General features: G+C 53.4%; 16 protein-coding genes. 7 read left to right on the top strand and 9 right to left on the bottom strand.

Translation table 11 applies throughout. The features are described 5' to 3' along the window. The first annotated feature begins 3 nt into the window (after positions 1-3). Positions 4-714 carry an NAD(P)H-flavin reductase gene (fre, locus tag ACSF8W_RS16320; protein ID WP_500848271.1) on the top strand — a complete coding sequence of 237 codons (711 nt, stop codon included), beginning with the start codon at positions 4-6 and terminating at the stop codon, positions 712-714. Between the two features lie 210 nt (positions 715-924). Here fre and ACSF8W_RS16325 read toward each other — a convergent pair whose 3' ends face one another. Both ACSF8W_RS16325 and ACSF8W_RS16330 read right to left on the bottom strand, forming a co-directional pair. Beyond that, positions 925-1,800 carry a carboxylate/amino acid/amine transporter gene (locus tag ACSF8W_RS16325; RefSeq protein WP_500848272.1) on the bottom strand — a complete coding sequence of 292 codons (876 nt, stop codon included), beginning with the start codon at positions 1,798-1,800 and terminating at the stop codon, positions 925-927. A 268-nt stretch (positions 1,801-2,068) separates the two neighbouring features. Next, entirely contained in the window at positions 2,069-2,491 is a 423-nt protein-coding gene (locus ACSF8W_RS16330; RefSeq protein ID WP_428475856.1) for a universal stress protein, read from the bottom strand. Between the two features lie 295 nt (positions 2,492-2,786). On the opposite strand from ACSF8W_RS16330, the gene ftnA reads away from it, so the two are divergent. The 4 genes from ftnA (at position 2,787) to ACSF8W_RS16350 (ending at position 6,272) form a co-directional block, all read left to right on the top strand. Further along, positions 2,787-3,314: a non-heme ferritin gene (gene ftnA / locus ACSF8W_RS16335; RefSeq protein ID WP_500848273.1), complete on the top strand. Its 528-nt coding sequence runs from the start codon at positions 2,787-2,789 to the stop codon at positions 3,312-3,314. A 77-nt stretch (positions 3,315-3,391) separates the two neighbouring features. Next, a complete protein-coding gene (gene uspB, locus ACSF8W_RS16340; protein WP_500848274.1) occupies positions 3,392-3,730 on the top strand; it encodes a universal stress protein UspB in 339 nt (112 codons plus the stop codon). Between the two features lie 84 nt (positions 3,731-3,814). Beyond that, positions 3,815-4,900, top strand: a complete 1,086-nt coding sequence (locus tag ACSF8W_RS16345) for a mechanosensitive ion channel family protein (protein WP_500848275.1) — start codon at positions 3,815-3,817, stop codon at positions 4,898-4,900. 184 nt (positions 4,901-5,084) lie between these two features. After that, complete coding sequence (locus ACSF8W_RS16350; RefSeq protein ID WP_500848434.1) at positions 5,085-6,272, top strand: BaiN/RdsA family NAD(P)/FAD-dependent oxidoreductase; 1,188 nt, start codon at positions 5,085-5,087, stop codon at positions 6,270-6,272. Between the two features lie 131 nt (positions 6,273-6,403). On the opposite strand, the gene ACSF8W_RS16355 is transcribed toward ACSF8W_RS16350, so the two are convergent. The 4 genes from ACSF8W_RS16355 to ACSF8W_RS16370 form a co-directional block, all read right to left on the bottom strand. Further along, positions 6,404-7,420, bottom strand: coding sequence for a substrate-binding domain-containing protein (locus ACSF8W_RS16355; RefSeq protein ID WP_500848435.1), 1,017 nt, complete (start codon positions 7,418-7,420; stop codon positions 6,404-6,406). A gap of 184 nt (positions 7,421-7,604) precedes the next feature. After that, positions 7,605-8,240: a bifunctional 4-hydroxy-2-oxoglutarate aldolase/2-dehydro-3-deoxy-phosphogluconate aldolase gene (locus ACSF8W_RS16360; RefSeq protein WP_500848276.1), complete on the bottom strand. Its 636-nt coding sequence runs from the start codon at positions 8,238-8,240 to the stop codon at positions 7,605-7,607. 10 nt (positions 8,241-8,250) lie between these two features. Then, positions 8,251-10,047 carry a phosphogluconate dehydratase gene (gene edd / locus ACSF8W_RS16365; protein WP_500848277.1) on the bottom strand — a complete coding sequence of 599 codons (1,797 nt, stop codon included), beginning with the start codon at positions 10,045-10,047 and terminating at the stop codon, positions 8,251-8,253. Continuing rightward, positions 10,044-10,553, bottom strand: a complete 510-nt coding sequence (locus ACSF8W_RS16370) for a gluconokinase (protein ID WP_500848278.1) — start codon at positions 10,551-10,553, stop codon at positions 10,044-10,046. Before ACSF8W_RS16370 ends, edd begins: the two co-directional genes overlap by 4 nt. Before the next feature lie 156 nt (positions 10,554-10,709). Between ACSF8W_RS16370 and ACSF8W_RS16375 the strand changes: the two genes are divergently transcribed. Both ACSF8W_RS16375 and ACSF8W_RS16380 read left to right on the top strand, forming a co-directional pair. After that, a complete protein-coding gene (locus ACSF8W_RS16375) occupies positions 10,710-12,086 on the top strand; it encodes a GntP family permease (protein WP_500848279.1) in 1,377 nt (458 codons plus the stop codon). A gap of 340 nt (positions 12,087-12,426) precedes the next feature. Then, positions 12,427-12,966 (top strand): DUF3332 domain-containing protein, encoded by a 540-nt coding sequence (locus ACSF8W_RS16380; protein ID WP_500848280.1) that lies wholly within the window; start codon positions 12,427-12,429, stop codon positions 12,964-12,966. 72 nt (positions 12,967-13,038) lie between these two features. On the opposite strand, the gene ACSF8W_RS16385 is transcribed toward ACSF8W_RS16380, so the two are convergent. From ACSF8W_RS16385 to ACSF8W_RS16395, 3 genes are all read right to left on the bottom strand, one after another. Further along, positions 13,039-13,653, bottom strand: coding sequence for a tRNA-uridine aminocarboxypropyltransferase (locus tag ACSF8W_RS16385; protein ID WP_500848281.1), 615 nt, complete (start codon positions 13,651-13,653; stop codon positions 13,039-13,041). Between the two features lie 82 nt (positions 13,654-13,735). After that, complete coding sequence (locus tag ACSF8W_RS16390) at positions 13,736-14,536, bottom strand: Cof-type HAD-IIB family hydrolase (RefSeq protein ID WP_428475864.1); 801 nt, start codon at positions 14,534-14,536, stop codon at positions 13,736-13,738. Between the two features lie 97 nt (positions 14,537-14,633). Next, the gene (locus ACSF8W_RS16395; RefSeq protein ID WP_500848282.1) at positions 14,634-15,635 is read right to left on the bottom strand and encodes an alpha/beta fold hydrolase; all 1,002 of its coding nucleotides are present in this window, start codon (positions 15,633-15,635) and stop codon (positions 14,634-14,636) included. Positions 15,636-15,837: the final 202 nt, after the last annotated feature.

A 15,837-nucleotide genomic window follows, 5' to 3' on the forward strand; every position in this document is an offset into this window, starting at 1 on the left:
GAAATGTCGATTAAATGTGAAGTAAAGTCAGTGACCCCCTTGGCGTGCAATACCTTCCGTATTTTGCTGACGCCGACCCAGCCGGTGGATTTCAAAGCCGGCCAATATTTGTTAGCGGTGATGGGCGAGAAAGACAAACGTCCGTTCTCCATCGCCAGCAGTCCGTGCCGTGGCGGCGAGTTAGAGCTGCACATTGGTGCGGCGGAACATAACCCGTATGCGATGGAAGTGGTCGAGACGATGAAAGCGGCATTGGCCAGTGGCGACACGGTCGAGGTGGAAGCGCCGCACGGTGACGCATGGGTCCGTGATGACAGCGACAAGCCGTTGTTGTTGATTGCGGGGGGCACCGGCTTCTCGTATGTACGCAGTATTTTGGACAACTGCCTAGGCCGTGGCGTGTCTCAGCCGATCTTCGTCTACTGGGGTGGCCGTGATCTGTGTCAGTTGTACGCCAATGATGAACTGCAAGCCTTGGCTGCGGCGCACAAAAACCTGACCTATGTGCCGGTGGTAGAAAGTGCGTCCGCCGATTGGCAGGGCAAAGTGGGTAACGTGCTGGATGCGGTGAACAGCGATTTTATCAGCTTGTCTGCGTACGACATTTACATCTGTGGTCGTTTCGAAATGGCTGGCGCGGCGCGTGAACAATTCTCTGCCGAGAAAGGCGCGGATCGTGAACGTATGTTTGCGGATGCGTTCTCGTTTATTTAGATTTTAGTAGCGAGTAGCGAGTAGCGAGTAGCGAGTAGCTAGGGACTAGGAAAAGCGATGAGAGCGGATCGATAACCCTAAGATCCTGTGGGGATTCTGCGGCGACCTGATGTTCCGGGAGATACTCAGCTTACAGAAGTAAAACAAGAGGCGAGATCGTTGATCTCGCCTTTTTTATTGCGTGCGGTTTAGCCGTACCAATGAGCGGTATCAGTGGGCTCTGACTTGTTCAACCTTACGTTTTACCCAGTGTTCGTTAAACCACAAGGAGAACAAAATGATCAACCCGCCAACGATCAGGCGCGGGTAATCGACATCCCGGTTCCAAATCACGATATTCACAATCAGTCCCGCCGGCACCAAGGCGTTGTTCATGATCGCCAGTGCACCCGCATTCACCAGTGTCGCGCCTTTGTTCCACAGGTAATAACCCACGCCTGAAGCAATGGTGCCTAAGTAGATCAAAATGCCCCATTGCGTGCTGGTGGTCGGCAGTTGCTCGGTATTGCCAAACAACAAGAACATCGGCAGGGCGACACACATCGCGCCTAAATAGAACAGGCCAAACACCGTGTGTTGTGGCAGATCTACGTTTTCTAACTCCATGATGCGCTTATAGCCGACCTGCCCGATGGCAAAGCACAGGTTTGCCCCTTGCACGATGAAAAAGCCCAGAATGAAATTTTCGTCGATCCCTTCAAACTTGATCACCGCCGCGCCCAGTACCGCGATGGCCGCCGTGGCCAAATACCACGCCGAGAATTGGCGGTGCAGCAAATCGTAAATCAAGGTGACGTAAATCGGGGTGAAAATGGTGAACAGCAACACTTCCGGCACGCTTAAATACAGGAAGGACTGATAATAGAAGCAGTACATGATCCCGAGTTGGAACGCGCCCACCACCATCAATTTGAGCGACAACCGCCAATGCAGGTGTTGGCGACGCAGAAACGGCAGAAAAACCAAGGCCGCGAGCGTAACGCGGGTCAGTACCGAGAACCACGCATCGACTTGGCCGGCAAGATAGACCCCGATCAGGCTAAAGGAAAACGCCCAAAGCAGGGTGACAGCAGAAAGATATCCCATCGTGTTAACCGAGATTGAAAAAGAGACCGAGAGTGTAACGGAATTTGCAGGGTGTCCCTACGTGGAATCGTCAGGAGCGTGATAGCTCTCGAGGACGTAACGTGATCGCATGCTGGTGGCACGACGTAATGGATGACGATGCATGAAGGGCAAATGGGGGACGTGATGAAGTATGTGGTGCAACGAGCGGGGAGGAGATACCGCCAAGGCCGAGGCCTTGGCGATGGACATCTTACTTCAGTGGAACCATTTACTTCAGTGGCGCTATTTACTTCAAAGGCACCATCAGCATGTCGACCGGAGAGCGGTTAATGAGCTGACGGGCAGAGCTGAGGATTTTGCTCCAGAAATCTTGGTGATGACCACACACCACCAACTCGATGTCCAAGTCATCAATCGCATGGCAGATTTCATCACTGAGATCGCCACTACCGACCAAGGTGTGGGACACCGGATACTGGGCGTATTCCGCCAGTACATGAAGCTGCTTCTGTGCATCGTCGGCCATGCGGTGTTGGGCTTCCGACAAGTTAATGTCGATCAGGCCGGTGTACAGCTCGGCGTAATTGACATCAATGTGGATCAACGACAATTTGGCATCCAAGGCCTTGGCGAGTGCCGCCGCTTTGCTGACAATGAGCTGGCTATCTTGAGAGAGGTCGATGGCGACCAAAATATGTTTGTAAGCCATGATAATGCACTCCTTCACCGTGCGGGTTTTATTTTATGCTAGCACTGAAGGGCCAGAAAAAATATTACCGCGATCGCATCTTGATGGCGGGTAATGGTGTGCTGCAGTGAAGAAAACAAATTGAATTTCTTCCCTTTTTTCTACTCTCCTCGCTGTTCACGCAAAATGCCAAGTGCGTAGGCGGTTGAGGCGGCTGTTGAGTTGCATTCTCATAAGTGCAGGGTAACAATGGGGATCGCCGATTTCATCCCTGTCGTTGAGATTGGTATACACTAGAATAAATAGGAGTAGTACGATGTTAGCGCAAGCAATGGTTGAGAAACTCAACGAGCAAATCAACTTGGAATTCTTTTCTTCTAACTTGTACCTGCAAATGAGTGCGTGGTGTGAAGACAAAGGGTTTGAAGGGGCGGCAGAATTTTTGCGTGTTCACGCCGCAGAAGAAATGCAGCACATGCAGCGCCTGTTTACGTATGTGAGCGAAACCGGTTCACTGCCGATTTTAGGTGCGATTGAAGCCCCTAAGCATGAGTTTGCCTCTCTGGGTGATGTATTCCGTGAGACGTACGAGCATGAGCAGTTGATCACAGAGAAGATCAACAAGTTAGCCCATGCAGCGTTCACCACCCAAGACTACTCAACGTTTAACTTCTTACAGTGGTATGTCGCAGAGCAGCACGAAGAAGAAAAACTGTTTAAAAGCGTTCTTGATAAGATCGAGTTAGTGGGTGAAGATGGTAAGGCACTGTTCTTTATCGATAAAGACCTTTCTGCGATGGCGAAGGCTGACTCTTCATCTGTTATGGACTCAACCGCTGGCTGATCCGTCTTATGGGCATGGTGACATGCCCTTCTCTCCACGGTCTGCCGGCTCACCTGTCACGTTGTTCGGGGGCTCATATGATTAGTGGTGATGCACTACTTCTTGCACTGTTTTTGGTCGCGGTCGTGAATGTTTCACGGTATGTCAGCACGTTGCGTACGTTGTTGGCCGTGATGCGCGAATGTGATCCATTGTTGTACCAGCAGGTCGATGGACGCGGTTTTTTCTCGTCACAAGGCAACGTCAGTAAACAAATCCGCCTTTTCCACTATATCCGCAGTGAGCAATACCAAAATCATCACGATCCGGTGTTCATGCAAAAATGCGTCAAAGTGCGCAAGCTGTTCATTTTGGCCAGCGCCTACCTCATGTTATTTCTGGTGTCTATTTTTGTTGTGGCTTATCTCGGCATATAAGCGTTTCTTGCCGAGTCAGGCTTGCTATCTGACGGACTCCGCACTACCTTAAGCGGCCTTGTGTGACTTACCCATAGGGTTGCTATGACTCATTTTTATCTCTGGTGGGATGCCCTGCAGCAAGGGGTCAGCCAGAATTGGATCACGAATATCGGCGTGTTGCTGCTGTTTAGCGCCGTGTTGTGGGCAGCGTGGTTGCTGCTCACCCGTCACCTGTTACAGGTCACCCAGAAAACCCGTTTAATTTGGGACGATGCCTTCGTGCAAGCGGTACGTCGCCCAATCAGCTGGCTGATTTGGTTATGGCCGGCGGCGTTTTCGCTCGGGGTGGTGATCGAAAATACCTCGACCCATTCAGCGGCTTTTCTGGCCGTGTTGCGTCATCTGTTCCTTGTCTGGACCGTGATTTGGATATTGCTGCGTTTGATCAGCAATGCTGAAGTGGCGATCAGCCGCACGGCAAAAGACGTCACCACCATTACCGCTATCTCGAAAGTGCTGCGCCTGACCGTGTTTGTGATCGGGGGCTTGGCGGCAATGCAAAATCTTGGCCTGAGCTTGTCAGGGGTGCTGACCTTTGGTGGGGTGGGCGGCTTGATTGTCGGTATGGCCGCGAAAGATCTGTTGGCCAACTTCTTTGGCGCGGTGATGATTTATTTTGACCGCCCGTTCCAGCTCGGTGATTGGATCCGCAGCCCTGACCGCAACATTGAAGGCACGGTGGAGCAAATCGGCTTTCGAGTCACCATGATCCGCACCTTTGATAAGCGGCCATTGTATGTGCCGAACTCCGTATTCAGCTCGATTGTGGTGGAGAATGCCTCGCGCATGACAAACCGTCGGATCAAACAAACGGTGAGCTTGCGTTATCAGGATGCCGATAAAATTGCGGGGGTGGTGAAAGACATCAAAGCGATGCTGACGCTGCACGATGAGATCGATACCCTGCAAACCCTGATTGTCAGCTTCGATAACTACGGTCCGTCCTCGCTCGATATTTTGGTGTATACCTTCACCAAAACCATTGGGTGGGTGGAATATAAAGCCGTGCAGCAAGACGTGATGCTGAAAATTGTCGAGATCGTTAAAGAGCATGACGCGGATTTTGCCTTCCCGACCACCACGTTGCAGTTCGACGCGCCGGATCGGGTGTTGGCAAAAGCCGGATAGGCCGCACGGGCGCTCTACCACGATCACGATAATCCATTGGTATTCGACCCAGAGGGCGGTTAAAATTAGCGCGCTCTGGCGATGGTGAGCCAGAAAAAACCTTGAGAGGGATGCTGTCCACGTGGCAACGCATCCCTTTTTTGTTGATAAGCGTGGTCCAATTGAGACCAACAGCGGTGACGTAATGACAGAAAAATTTGATGTGGTAGTGATTGGTGCAGGTGCAGCCGGCCTTATGTGTGCAGCGGAAGCGGGTAAGCGCGGGCGTTCTGTGCTGGTGGTCGATAACGCCAAAAAACCCGGCCGTAAAATCCTGATCTCAGGCGGAGGCCGCTGTAATTTTACCAACTACGATGTCGCTGCGAATCATTACGTCTGCCGTAATCCCCATTTCGTGAAATCGGCGTTGTCGCAATACACCCAGTGGGATTTCATCGCGATGGTGGCCAAGCACGGTATCGCGTATGAAGAGCGCGAGCATGGTCAGTTGTTCTGCGAAGATTCCGCCAAAGACATCGTGAAGATGTTGCTGGCGGAGTGTGATTTACCGACCGTACAGCAGCGCTATCAGGTCGAGGTGCAGGATATTGCTCAGACGGAAACGGGATTCAGCTTGAAGTTGAATATGGACACGATTGAGTGTGAATCGTTGGTCGTGGCGACCGGTGGTTTGTCGATGCCGAAACTGGGCGCGACCCCGTTTGGCTATCACATTGCTGAGCAATTTGGCTTAAAACGCGTGCCGACCACGGCGGGTTTGGTGCCGTTTACCCTGCACACGGCCGACAAAGACGCCTTTGCGGAGCTGTCTGGCATCGCGATCCCCGCGGTGGTTGAAGCGGAAAATGGCACCAGCTTTAAAGAGAACTTGTTGTTTACCCACCGTGGCTTATCGGGTCCGGTGATCCTGCAAATCTCCTCTTACTGGAAACCGGGTCAAAAGGTGACGGTCGACTTGTTGCCGGAGTTGGACGTTGCAGAAACGCTGACCACCATGCGTGAGCAGAACCCGAACCAAAGCCTGAAGAATGCACTGGCGCGTTTGCTCCCTAAACGTTTGATTGAAGCGATGATGGCGCGTGGGGAAATGGTCGATCGACCACTGAAACAGCTCAACCCGAAAGACATCACGACGACGGCCTCGGCGTTCCACCAGTGGGTGGTTGCCCCGAATGGCACGGAAGGCTACCGCACGGCGGAAGTCACATTGGGTGGGGTCGATACCGATGAGCTGTCATCAAAAACCTTGGAAGCGAAAAAGGTCAAAGGCCTGTATTTCGCCGGTGAAGTGATGGACGTGAGCGGTTGGCTGGGCGGCTATAATTTCCAGTGGGCGTGGAGCTCAGGTTTCGTGGTGGGTCAACACGCCTGATCCTGTGTTAACACGGGCACAAGAATAAGAAAAAAGCGGTGATCTAATATCACCGCTTTTTTTGTGTCTGCATCATGATGTTGATGTTGATGTTGATGTTGATGTTGATGTTGATGTTGATGTGGCGTGCCTTATGGCTCGCCCAAGCTGCCGTCGGTGATCAGGGTGAAGCCTAAATCTCGGCTGGTAGGTTCCACGGTTTCACCCGCAAGGCGGGCGAGTAGCATTCTGGCGGCTTCGACGCCGATCTCTTCTCGGGGCGTTTTCACACTGGCCAGTGGCGGATAAAGCGAGCGGCCGATATCCAGTGCGTTGTAACCAGCGATACACATGTGATCGGGGACGTTGAGTCCGCGTTGTTGGCAACGCAGTTGGGCACCGACCGCAATGTCATCGTTGGTACAAAAAATACCGTCAGCATCCGGGTAGGTATCTAAAGCTTTATCCAGTAACTGACTACCGAGTGTAAAGCTGGAGTGTTCTTCGGTGAGCACGGTGATCGGGATCAGGCCGTGTGCGATCATTGCCTGCTGATAACCTTCCATGCGCAATTGGGTACGCACGTCCATGCGGGCGCCGAGGTATAAAATGTTGCGTCTGCCACGATTGATCATGGTTTCAACCATGGCATAAGCGGCCGCATGGTGATCGAGCCCAACCGCCATATCGATCGGCTGTTGCGGCAGATCCATGGTTTCGACAACCGGTATGCCGGCCGTTTGGATCATTTTGTGGGCTTTGTCGGTGTGACGACTTTCAGACAGGATCAACCCGTCGACATGGAATGACAACAGCGAGGCAATCTTGTCTTCTTCTTCTTCCGGACTGTAACCATAGTGCGCTAGCAAGGTCTGGTAGCCGGCGGCTTGCGTGACCGATTCGATCCCTCTCACGAGATCGGAAAACACCTGATTTGACAGGGAAGGGATCAAAATACCGATCGCTTTGCTGGTCGAGTTCGACAAAATGTCGGGCGCACGGCTGGGGATATACCCCAGATCAGACACGACGGCTTCTATTTTGGCGCGGGTCGCTTGGGCAACGGATTCCGGATCGCGCAAATAACGGCTCACCGTCATCTTGGTGACACCGACTTTTTCTGCAATATCTTTTAATGTCGGCCGGCGTTTGCGCGGTTCACTCATTATCTCTTTCCCTATGGTTATGATCGTGGCTACCTTACTGTTTAGCGTGTGGAATGTCAGCAAAATTTCTATGCATCAAGGTTATCTTCATGGTCGGCAGTGCGCGTGTGATAGGGGATAAATAGCAAAAGGGAGGCACGATGGCCTCCCTTTACATGGGGTTTCTTTATTCGCGTGATGGTAGCGGTTAGCTCACCAGTGCCACGGCTTCTTGTGACAGACGAGTCACTTCCGCCCAATCACCCGCATCGATAGCGGCTTTAGGCAGCATCCATGAGCCACCCACGGTCGCCACACAATTCAGGCTGGTGTACTGATCCACATTGGCTGGGCTAATGCCGCCGGTTGGGCAGAAACGCACTTGTGGCAGTGGCGCGGCGATCGCTGCCAGTGCTTTGGCGCCGCCATTGGCTTCTGCCGGGAAGAATTTCAATTGGGTATAACCCAACTCTAGCGCCTGCATCACTTCAGAGGCAGTGCCCACACCTGGGATCAACGGTGCGGTACCGTTTTTCGCGTGCGCCAGCAGCGTTGGGGTCATTCCCGGAGAGATCACAAAACGGGAACCCGCCGCGACGGCCGCATCATACTGCTCACAGTTCAGCACCGTACCGGCACCAACCATCGCATCCGGCATCGCGTTAGCGATCGCGGCAATGGCGTCCAAGGCACACTCAGTACGCAGGGTGATTTCAAACACAGAAATACCGCCCGCTAACAGCGCTTCCGCCATCGGAATCGCGTCTTCCAGTTTTTCAATCACCATCACAGGAACAACCGGCGATGCGGCAAAAACGTCTTTAGGATCGATAGTCCAGTTCATTATGCTTTCCTCAATATAAGATCGTGGCACCGCATTCGGCGCTTGAAACGCTGTTGCGCATCACTTTAAAGAATTCGCGTCCCCAGCCTTGCTGAAGGGATTCGCTGTCAAAGTCGGCGGAATCACGTTGGGTGAGATCCACCAAGCATTCTAATGTGCCGGTATGGGCATCAAGGCGGATCATGTCACCGTCTTGTACGCGACCAATCATCCCGCCTTGTTTGGCTTCTGGGGTGATATGGATGGCCGCCGGGATTTTACCTGACGCTCCAGAAAGACGGCCATCGGTCACTAACGCGACTTGGTAACCGGCTTTTTGAATATTACCCAAAATAGGCATCAGTTTGTGCAGTTCAGGCATGCCGTTTGCGGCAGGGCCGTTGTAGCGTACCACGATGATGGCATCTTGGTTGAGTTCGCCGCGCTGGTAAGCGGCTTCAACGGCGTGCTGGCAAGAGAACACACGCGCCGGCGCTTCAACAAAACGGTGCGCTTCGGCAACCGCCGAGACTTTGATCACTGAGCGACCCAAGTTGCCGTTCAGCACTTTCATGCCGCCAGAGGCTTGGAATTCGCAATCGGTGTCAGCCAATACCGCAGGGTTACGGGTTTGGCGGTAGGTGTCCCAACACAGAGTGCCGTCTTTTAGTGAGGGCGCTTTGAAGTAGTCGGTTAAGTCACCAAAGACCGGGATCGCATCCAGGTTCAACAAACCGGATTCGGCCAATCGGCTCATCAAGCCCGGTACGCCACCGGCGTGTTGGAAGGCATTGATGTCTTCTGGGCCATTCGGGTACATGCGGACAAGCAACGGCACAACGGCAGACAGATCGCTCAGATCATCCCATGTCAGGATCAGGCCGGCAGCACGGGCAATCGCTACCATGTGGATACTGTGGTTAGTGCTGCCGCCCGAGGCCAACAAAGCGACCACGCCGTTCACCAAACTTTTCGCATTAACCACTTGGCTCAGTGGGCGATACGCGGGGGCACCTGCGCTCATGGCGGCGATGCGGCGCGCGGTTTCGTCCGTTAACGCCTGACGCAGTGCGGAATCCGGGTGAACAAACGCCGAGCCCGGTAGCATCAAGCCCATGGCTTCAAACACCAACTGGTTGGTGTTCGCGGTGCCGTAAAAGGTACAGGTGCCCGGCGAGTGGTAAGCGCTGCATTCCATGTTGAGCAGGGCATCGCGGCCGACTTCACCGGCGGTGTATTTCTGGCGTACGCTGACTTTTTCTTCGTTGGTGATCCCGCTGCGCATTGGGCCGGCAGGGACAAACGCGGTAGGCAGGTGAGCAAAGGCCAGTGCGCCCATCAATTGCCCCGGGGCAATTTTATCGCAGATCCCCAGTAGTAGCGTGGCATCAAAGGCATTGTGGCTGAGCGAAAATGCCGTTGATTGGGCAATCAAATCACGGGAGAACAGGGACATATCCATGCCCGGTTGCCCTTGGGTCACGCCATCACACATGGCAGGTACACAGCCAGCCACTTGGGCGGTATGGCCGCTGTCTGCCAGAACGTGTTTGATTTGATCGGGGTAGTCTTTGTATGGCTGGTGCGCGCTGAGCATGTCATTGTAGGCACTGATAATGGCCACATTGACACGGGTTAAATCGAGAATATGGTCTTTTTCTTGTGCGCAACTGGCGGCCACGGTGTGGGCGAGGTTACCGCAAGACAGGGTAGAACGGCCTTTGCCTTCCGCGGCTTGGCGTGACATTTGGGCTTCCCATGCGCTGCGCAAGCTGGCGCTGCGGGCTTCAATGCGAGCAGTAACGTCTTTGATCACGGAATGGGTCATGCGATCTCTCCCAGTGCCACAACAGCACGCTCAACCACTTCGTCAATGGTGCAATCGATAGACACGATGGCAACACCGGCTTCATTTTCCGGGCGTTCCAGCGCTTCGAACTGGCTATTGACCATGGTTTCACGCATGAAGTGGCCTGAGCGGGCTTTCATGCGCGCCAGGATCAACTCATAATCGCCGTCGAGGAAGAGGAATTGGACAGAGGTATTGCCTTCACGGATCTGTTCGCGGTATTTGAGCTTCAACGCTGAGCAGACAATGATGCCCACTTCGTTTTTGCTCTCTAGGCTATAAGCCGCATCACGGATTCGTTCGAGCCATGGGGCGCGATCATCGTCATTCAGAGGGTTGCCGCTGGCCATCTTTTGAATATTGGCGCGCGGATGCAGATCATCACCATCAATGAACTTCGCACCCATCGCAGTGGCAACGCGTTCACCGATGGTGGACTTGCCGCTGCCGCATACACCCATAACGATAATGCACTTACCTGCCATTTTTTCTACCTCTATCTCATTTTTGGAATTTAGCTGCGTTCTTGGCTTGTAACCTAACATGTTACCGGTAACATGTTACCGGTAACGTAAAGACATGTGAAGTTAATCACAAGAATATTTTTGCCGCTAACGTGCGGGTTTTTCCAAGGAAATAGTATGAATACGGTCGCTAACACGCCAGATGCAGCATACCTGCTGATGGTTGCAGTTGCTTCAATAGCATTGCTTCTCGTCCTTATTATGCGCTTTAAAGTGCATGCCTTTGCTTCACTGACTTTGGTGAGTGTGGTCACGGCAGTGGCAACGGGTGTGACACCCGATAAAGTCGTACCCACCATGATGACAGGCTTTGGTGGCACGCTGGCGTCTGTGGCTTTGCTGGTGGGTCTGGGCTCGATGATTGGCCGGATCCTTGAAGTCACTGGCGGGGCAAAAGTGCTGGCCGATACCCTGATTGGCCGTTTCGGTAGCGACAAAGCGCCGTTGGCACTGGGTATTGCTTCCATGTTGTTCGGTTTCCCTATTTTCTTCGATGCGGGCTTGATCGTGATGATGCCGATCATCTTCAGCGTCGCGAAGCAGTTTGGTGGGTCAACCATTAAATATGCGCTGCCGGCTGCCGGTGCGTTTGCCGTGATGCACTCATTCCTTCCGCCACACCCGGGGCCGGTTGCTGCGAGTGAGTTGCTGGGCGCGAACATCGGTTTGTTGACCGTTGTGGGCCTATTGGTGGCGATCCCAACGTGGTACTTCGGTGCGTACCTTTACGGTTTATGGGCGGGCGAGCGTTTTGTGCTGCCGTTGCCAAAAGCGTTTCTTGCTGCGCAAGAAGTGATTGATGAAGCGAACAAGCCCGCTTTTACCACGGTACTGGGCATTCTGCTGCTGCCGTTGGTGCTGATTTTCATGGACACGGGCCTGCACACACTGACTGTGATGGGCGTGGTGGATGGCAACTCGGGTTGGGTGAACTTCCTGCGTATGCTGGGTAAAACGCCGGTTGCCTTGCTGATCACCCTGATGGTGTGTTTGGCGGTCTTTGCGAAAGATCACGGCATGGCTAAATTGGAAAAATTGTGTGGCGATTCTCTGGCCCCTATCTGTGCGGTGATTTTGGTGACCGGTGCGGGTGGCATGTTCGGTGGCGTATTGCGTGCCAGCGGTATTGGTGATGCATTGGCTGATTTGTTGGCAGACACCGGTATGCCAGTGATTTTGGCGGCATTCTTGATTTCAACCGCCCTGCGTGTGGCACAAGGTTCTGCGACCGTGGCACTGACCACGACCGCTGCGCTGATCGCCCCGACCGTAGCGGCGACCGTTGGCCTGAGCGAGTTTGACCTGTGCTTCATCGTGATTGCCATTGCCTCTGGTGCCACGGTGCTGTCTCACTTTAACGATTCAGGTTTCTGGCTGGTTGGCCGTCTGTTGGATATGGATGAGAAGACCACGCTGAAAACATGGACCGTCATGGAAACACTCTTGGGGTCGATTGCGTTTGTTATCGTTGCCGTATTAAGCGTGTTTTTGTAAAGCACCAATAAGAATTAATAAGAAGAGGAAAGCGCATGATAGCGCTTAGCGTGAACCGTCAGGTGAACGTGTAAAGAGGGTGATCGGCTCCAGCCACAGGTTGGAGCCGATTTTTTATTAGTGGGTCTATAAACGGGTATCAATCGGATAGCTGTTATTGATGGCCAGCGTGGTGTTTTCTGTTAACGCCCTCATCACAGCATCGTTACCCTTTCTTGATGTTAGTGAAATTCCATCCAATTTACGCGGATTTCACTAGCGGAGACGCAAAAAAAGCCTATAATTCGCGCGCTTTTTTACGTGTTTTACGCCTCTCTATATTTCCGGAGTTACCCCCCAGATGAAAAAAATCGCACTCAAAGCCGTAGCGATGACTATCCTTGCCACATCATTGACTGGTTGTATCGGTCAGATGGGCACCTCTCAGCTTGTGACAAAAGTAAACCTGAGTGTGGTTGATAACCGCTACGCACGTGCGGGTCTTTACGTGCTGCTAGGCCCTGTTTACGGCATTGCAGCGACCGCTGACTTGTTCATTTTCAACACCATTGAATTCTGGACTGGTCGCAACCCAATCACCGGCAAATCACCGGCATTGGCTGATACGCCGATGAATGCGGTGATCAAAGTAAACGGTCAGCTAGGCAGCGATCTGTCTACGCCGCCATTGGCAAGCGTTCGCAATAGCGATATTGAAGCCGCAAGCTTCAACCAGTTGGATGACAGCACACTAGAAATGAACGTGTCTTACACCAACGGTGAGACAGCGGTATTGCGCGGCGAGAAAGCCGGCGATAACGTGAACTTCTACCTAGACGGTGAGTTCATCACTGCGGTAAGCGTTGACGAGCTAAGCCAGTACGCGCGTAACCAAGCGTAATACGGCGCAACGAAAACAGAGAACGGCAGCCTTGGCTGCCGTTTTTTTATGTCTGTTTGCTGATGAAAATCGCTATTTCGCGGACAGGGTGTGACCGCTTTGTTCAGCATGAAACACGGCCATGAAGGTGTCGAAATACTGCTGCAGTTGCTGACCATCGTGCGTTTCACCGAGCATGTCGAGCAAGGCAATACCGGCTTCACAGGTACACAGGTTACCGTCTTGCTGATTACGGCGCAGGGCATAGTGCGACGTGCTGGTGGGTTGGAGTGCCAAGCGCGGTAAGGCGGCCAACCAAGGACTGCGTCGCACCATTTTGCGGGCTTCCTGCCACGTGGCATCGAGCACAATGAACAGCGGGATCTTACCGTCTTGGGGATGATACGGTTGGGCGGGTGTCGCGTCATCGCCGGGAAACAGCAGCCAAGGCTGAAAACGGGGATCGGCCAGTTGCGCCAAGAGTTCCGTCGGCGGATTGACCCTGTCCCAAATCGGCCGCTGGCAATGGGGCAGGCTGCGCAGCATCAGTTGGCCGGTATTGGTGGCTTTGCCGACCTCACGGGGGTGGGTGAGCAGCACAAAGTGACTTTGGCTGTGCAACTGCGGCTCGGCATGGCAAATACAGTTGTGTCGTAAGCCACAGCGTGGGCAAGCGGCAATGGGCGGTGTAGGAGGAGATGACATCATAAGGGGTGCCCTTTCACGTTGACGAAAAACACAAAGCGGCCGAGGGCCGCTTTGATGGGGGTGCTGTGGGCAGAACGGCTGCTTATTTCAGACAGTGTTCAACCAAGTAGTGCGCGACCGCTTCATCGGCACAGCTGCCGATCACTTCATTATCAGGCAGGGCTTTTTTGACTTTTTCGTGTGCGGTTTCCATCACTAAGCCTTTGCCTGCCATGCGTAGCATTTCGGCATCATTCATGCCATCACCGAACGCAATACAGTCTGCCAGCGTGTAGCCTTTGGCTTTCGCAACGGCGTCCAGCGCGTGGCCTTTCGACACATTGGCATCCATGACTTCCAAGCACCACGGGGTGGAGAACGCGATGTTAGCGCGATCGCCGCACAGCGCATTCAGTTTGTCTTCCCACACCACCAGTTTGTCATGGTCGCGGTCGTCATTGGTGAAGAAAATTTTCGCCACGCCTTCTACTGGTGGGTTCTCGACATCAAACACCTGGTAGGTGAAGGTGTCGTGGAAATCACGCAGGGCTTCGTCTTCTTGGTTCAGCAACCAATCTTCATTGCGGTAGATATGGATGCGCAGTGCCGGATCGTGCTTGGTCAGCGCGATGATGTCGCGGATCACGTCAGGTTGAACGTCTTGCTTGAAAATCACTTCATTTTGGCAGTTGTGCACGCGTGCGCCGTTCGAGGTGATCATGTAGGCCGGGATCCCCAATTGCTCACGCATACCAGCGACATCCACGTGGTGGCGGCCGGTAGCAAAGACAAAGTCCTTCTCTTGTTGATGAAGTTGGTTGAGGACGTCTTTGGTGAAGGGGGCAATCTTATGATCAGGCGTTAGCAGGGTACCATCCAGATCCGACGCAATAATTTTGTACATGCAACCTCTCGCGATAAAAACAGAGCCCCATGACCGTCACGGGATGGGGAGACTGCCCGCAGTGTAAACCAGAAACCGGAAGAAAAAAGAGGCTAATTTATCGCACGTGGATTTCCGCTTTCCGAAAGTGATCCAGCGCAGCTTTTAGCGCCGGATTGCGGAAGTCATCGCGTTCAAATAGCAGTTCATGGAACGCCCCGTCAATGATTTGAAGCTGACCGTCGCGTCCGGCTTGCTGCATGGTGTGGCAGAAACGTTGTTGCGCGACGTTGTCGACAATGCTGTCCAATCCGGCCTGCAACACCAGGGTGGGCGCGGTAATGTCACCGGCTTGTGCCACACTGCGGTTAGCGGCGGCTAAGCTTTGCCATACCCAGCGGGCACTGGGCCCACCGATGCGCAGTTCCGGGTGATCATGGTAGAGCTGGCGGAACCATTGATAGCGCACCGCACTGTGGCTGAGCGGATTATCGGCAAAAGGTTTCGGGTAATACGGCACTTGGCCGGGGGCGTAACTCGGTTGACGCTGAAATTGTTCGACCACACGCGCCAATGGTGAAGCGATTGGCCGCATCCAGTTTTTGATCGCAATGCCGTGCATCGGTGCACTCAGTACCGCACTGGTGATCGTGTGAGGGTGTTGCGCCAAAAACAGGCTGGCAATGGTCCCGCCCATGGAATGGGCCAGTATATGGCGGTGGTGATAGCCTTTGGGTGCCACCACGGTCTGGTAGAAGGTCGCCAAGTCTGCCACATAGTCATCAAACTGGTCGACATGGCCCAGCTCGGTATCCGTCGCCAAGCGATCGGATACCCCTTGTCCCCGGTGATCCAACGCGTACACATCGTAGCCTTGGCGAGTGAGATCATAAAACAGCTCTTGGTATTTCCAATAGCTCTCGATGCGCCCGTTCACTACGAGGATGGCTTTATCATGCTGCGCCGCCGTGAAGGCCACCCAACCAATACGCCGTTGACCGACACCCAGTATCTCGCCCTCTTGGCGTTGCTGCCACAATGCGGCGGCCGGCCCGGATAGGGTCTCAAGGTAGTGGGTTTCTTGGGTAAACTCATTTATTTGTGTGGCAGGGGCTGTCATGCGGGGTCTCTGTGAATCGTTACTGAGCCAAGTATATACCTAAGCGGGTTTGAGATCCGCGTTTGTCCTATCAGGAACGTGCACGACTTTCGGCCGGATTATCACAATAGGGGTGATCTGCGTGTGGCGTCGGGCGGATGGCGGGTTACATTGGTGCAACTGGATGTATATTCCATAAATAGGCGGGATTATTTTAATTTTG

This window comes from Photobacterium sp. 270122K, assembly GCF_059941365.1.

Bases quoted from the DNA above. Each gene is read 5' to 3' on its own strand.
- fre (WP_500848271.1), top strand. From the start codon at position 4: ATGTCGATTAAATGTGAAGTAAAGTCAGTGACCCCCTTGGCGTGCAAT.
- ACSF8W_RS16325 (WP_500848272.1), bottom strand. From the start codon at position 1,800: ATGGGATATCTTTCTGCTGTCACCCTGCTTTGGGCGTTTTCCTTTAGC.
- ACSF8W_RS16330 (WP_428475856.1), bottom strand. From the start codon at position 2,491: ATGGCTTACAAACATATTTTGGTCGCCATCGACCTCTCTCAAGATAGC.
- ftnA (WP_500848273.1), top strand. From the start codon at position 2,787: ATGTTAGCGCAAGCAATGGTTGAGAAACTCAACGAGCAAATCAACTTG.
- uspB (WP_500848274.1), top strand. From the start codon at position 3,392: ATGATTAGTGGTGATGCACTACTTCTTGCACTGTTTTTGGTCGCGGTC.
- ACSF8W_RS16345 (WP_500848275.1), top strand. From the start codon at position 3,815: ATGACTCATTTTTATCTCTGGTGGGATGCCCTGCAGCAAGGGGTCAGC.
- ACSF8W_RS16350 (WP_500848434.1), top strand. From the start codon at position 5,085: ATGACAGAAAAATTTGATGTGGTAGTGATTGGTGCAGGTGCAGCCGGC.
- ACSF8W_RS16360 (WP_500848276.1), bottom strand. From the start codon at position 8,240: ATGAACTGGACTATCGATCCTAAAGACGTTTTTGCCGCATCGCCGGTT.
- edd (WP_500848277.1), bottom strand. From the start codon at position 10,047: ATGACCCATTCCGTGATCAAAGACGTTACTGCTCGCATTGAAGCCCGC.
- ACSF8W_RS16370 (WP_500848278.1), bottom strand. From the start codon at position 10,553: ATGGCAGGTAAGTGCATTATCGTTATGGGTGTATGCGGCAGCGGCAAG.
- ACSF8W_RS16375 (WP_500848279.1), top strand. From the start codon at position 10,710: ATGAATACGGTCGCTAACACGCCAGATGCAGCATACCTGCTGATGGTT.
- ACSF8W_RS16380 (WP_500848280.1), top strand. From the start codon at position 12,427: ATGAAAAAAATCGCACTCAAAGCCGTAGCGATGACTATCCTTGCCACA.
- ACSF8W_RS16385 (WP_500848281.1), bottom strand. From the start codon at position 13,653: ATGATGTCATCTCCTCCTACACCGCCCATTGCCGCTTGCCCACGCTGT.
- ACSF8W_RS16390 (WP_428475864.1), bottom strand. From the start codon at position 14,536: ATGTACAAAATTATTGCGTCGGATCTGGATGGTACCCTGCTAACGCCT.
- ACSF8W_RS16395 (WP_500848282.1), bottom strand. From the start codon at position 15,635: ATGACAGCCCCTGCCACACAAATAAATGAGTTTACCCAAGAAACCCAC.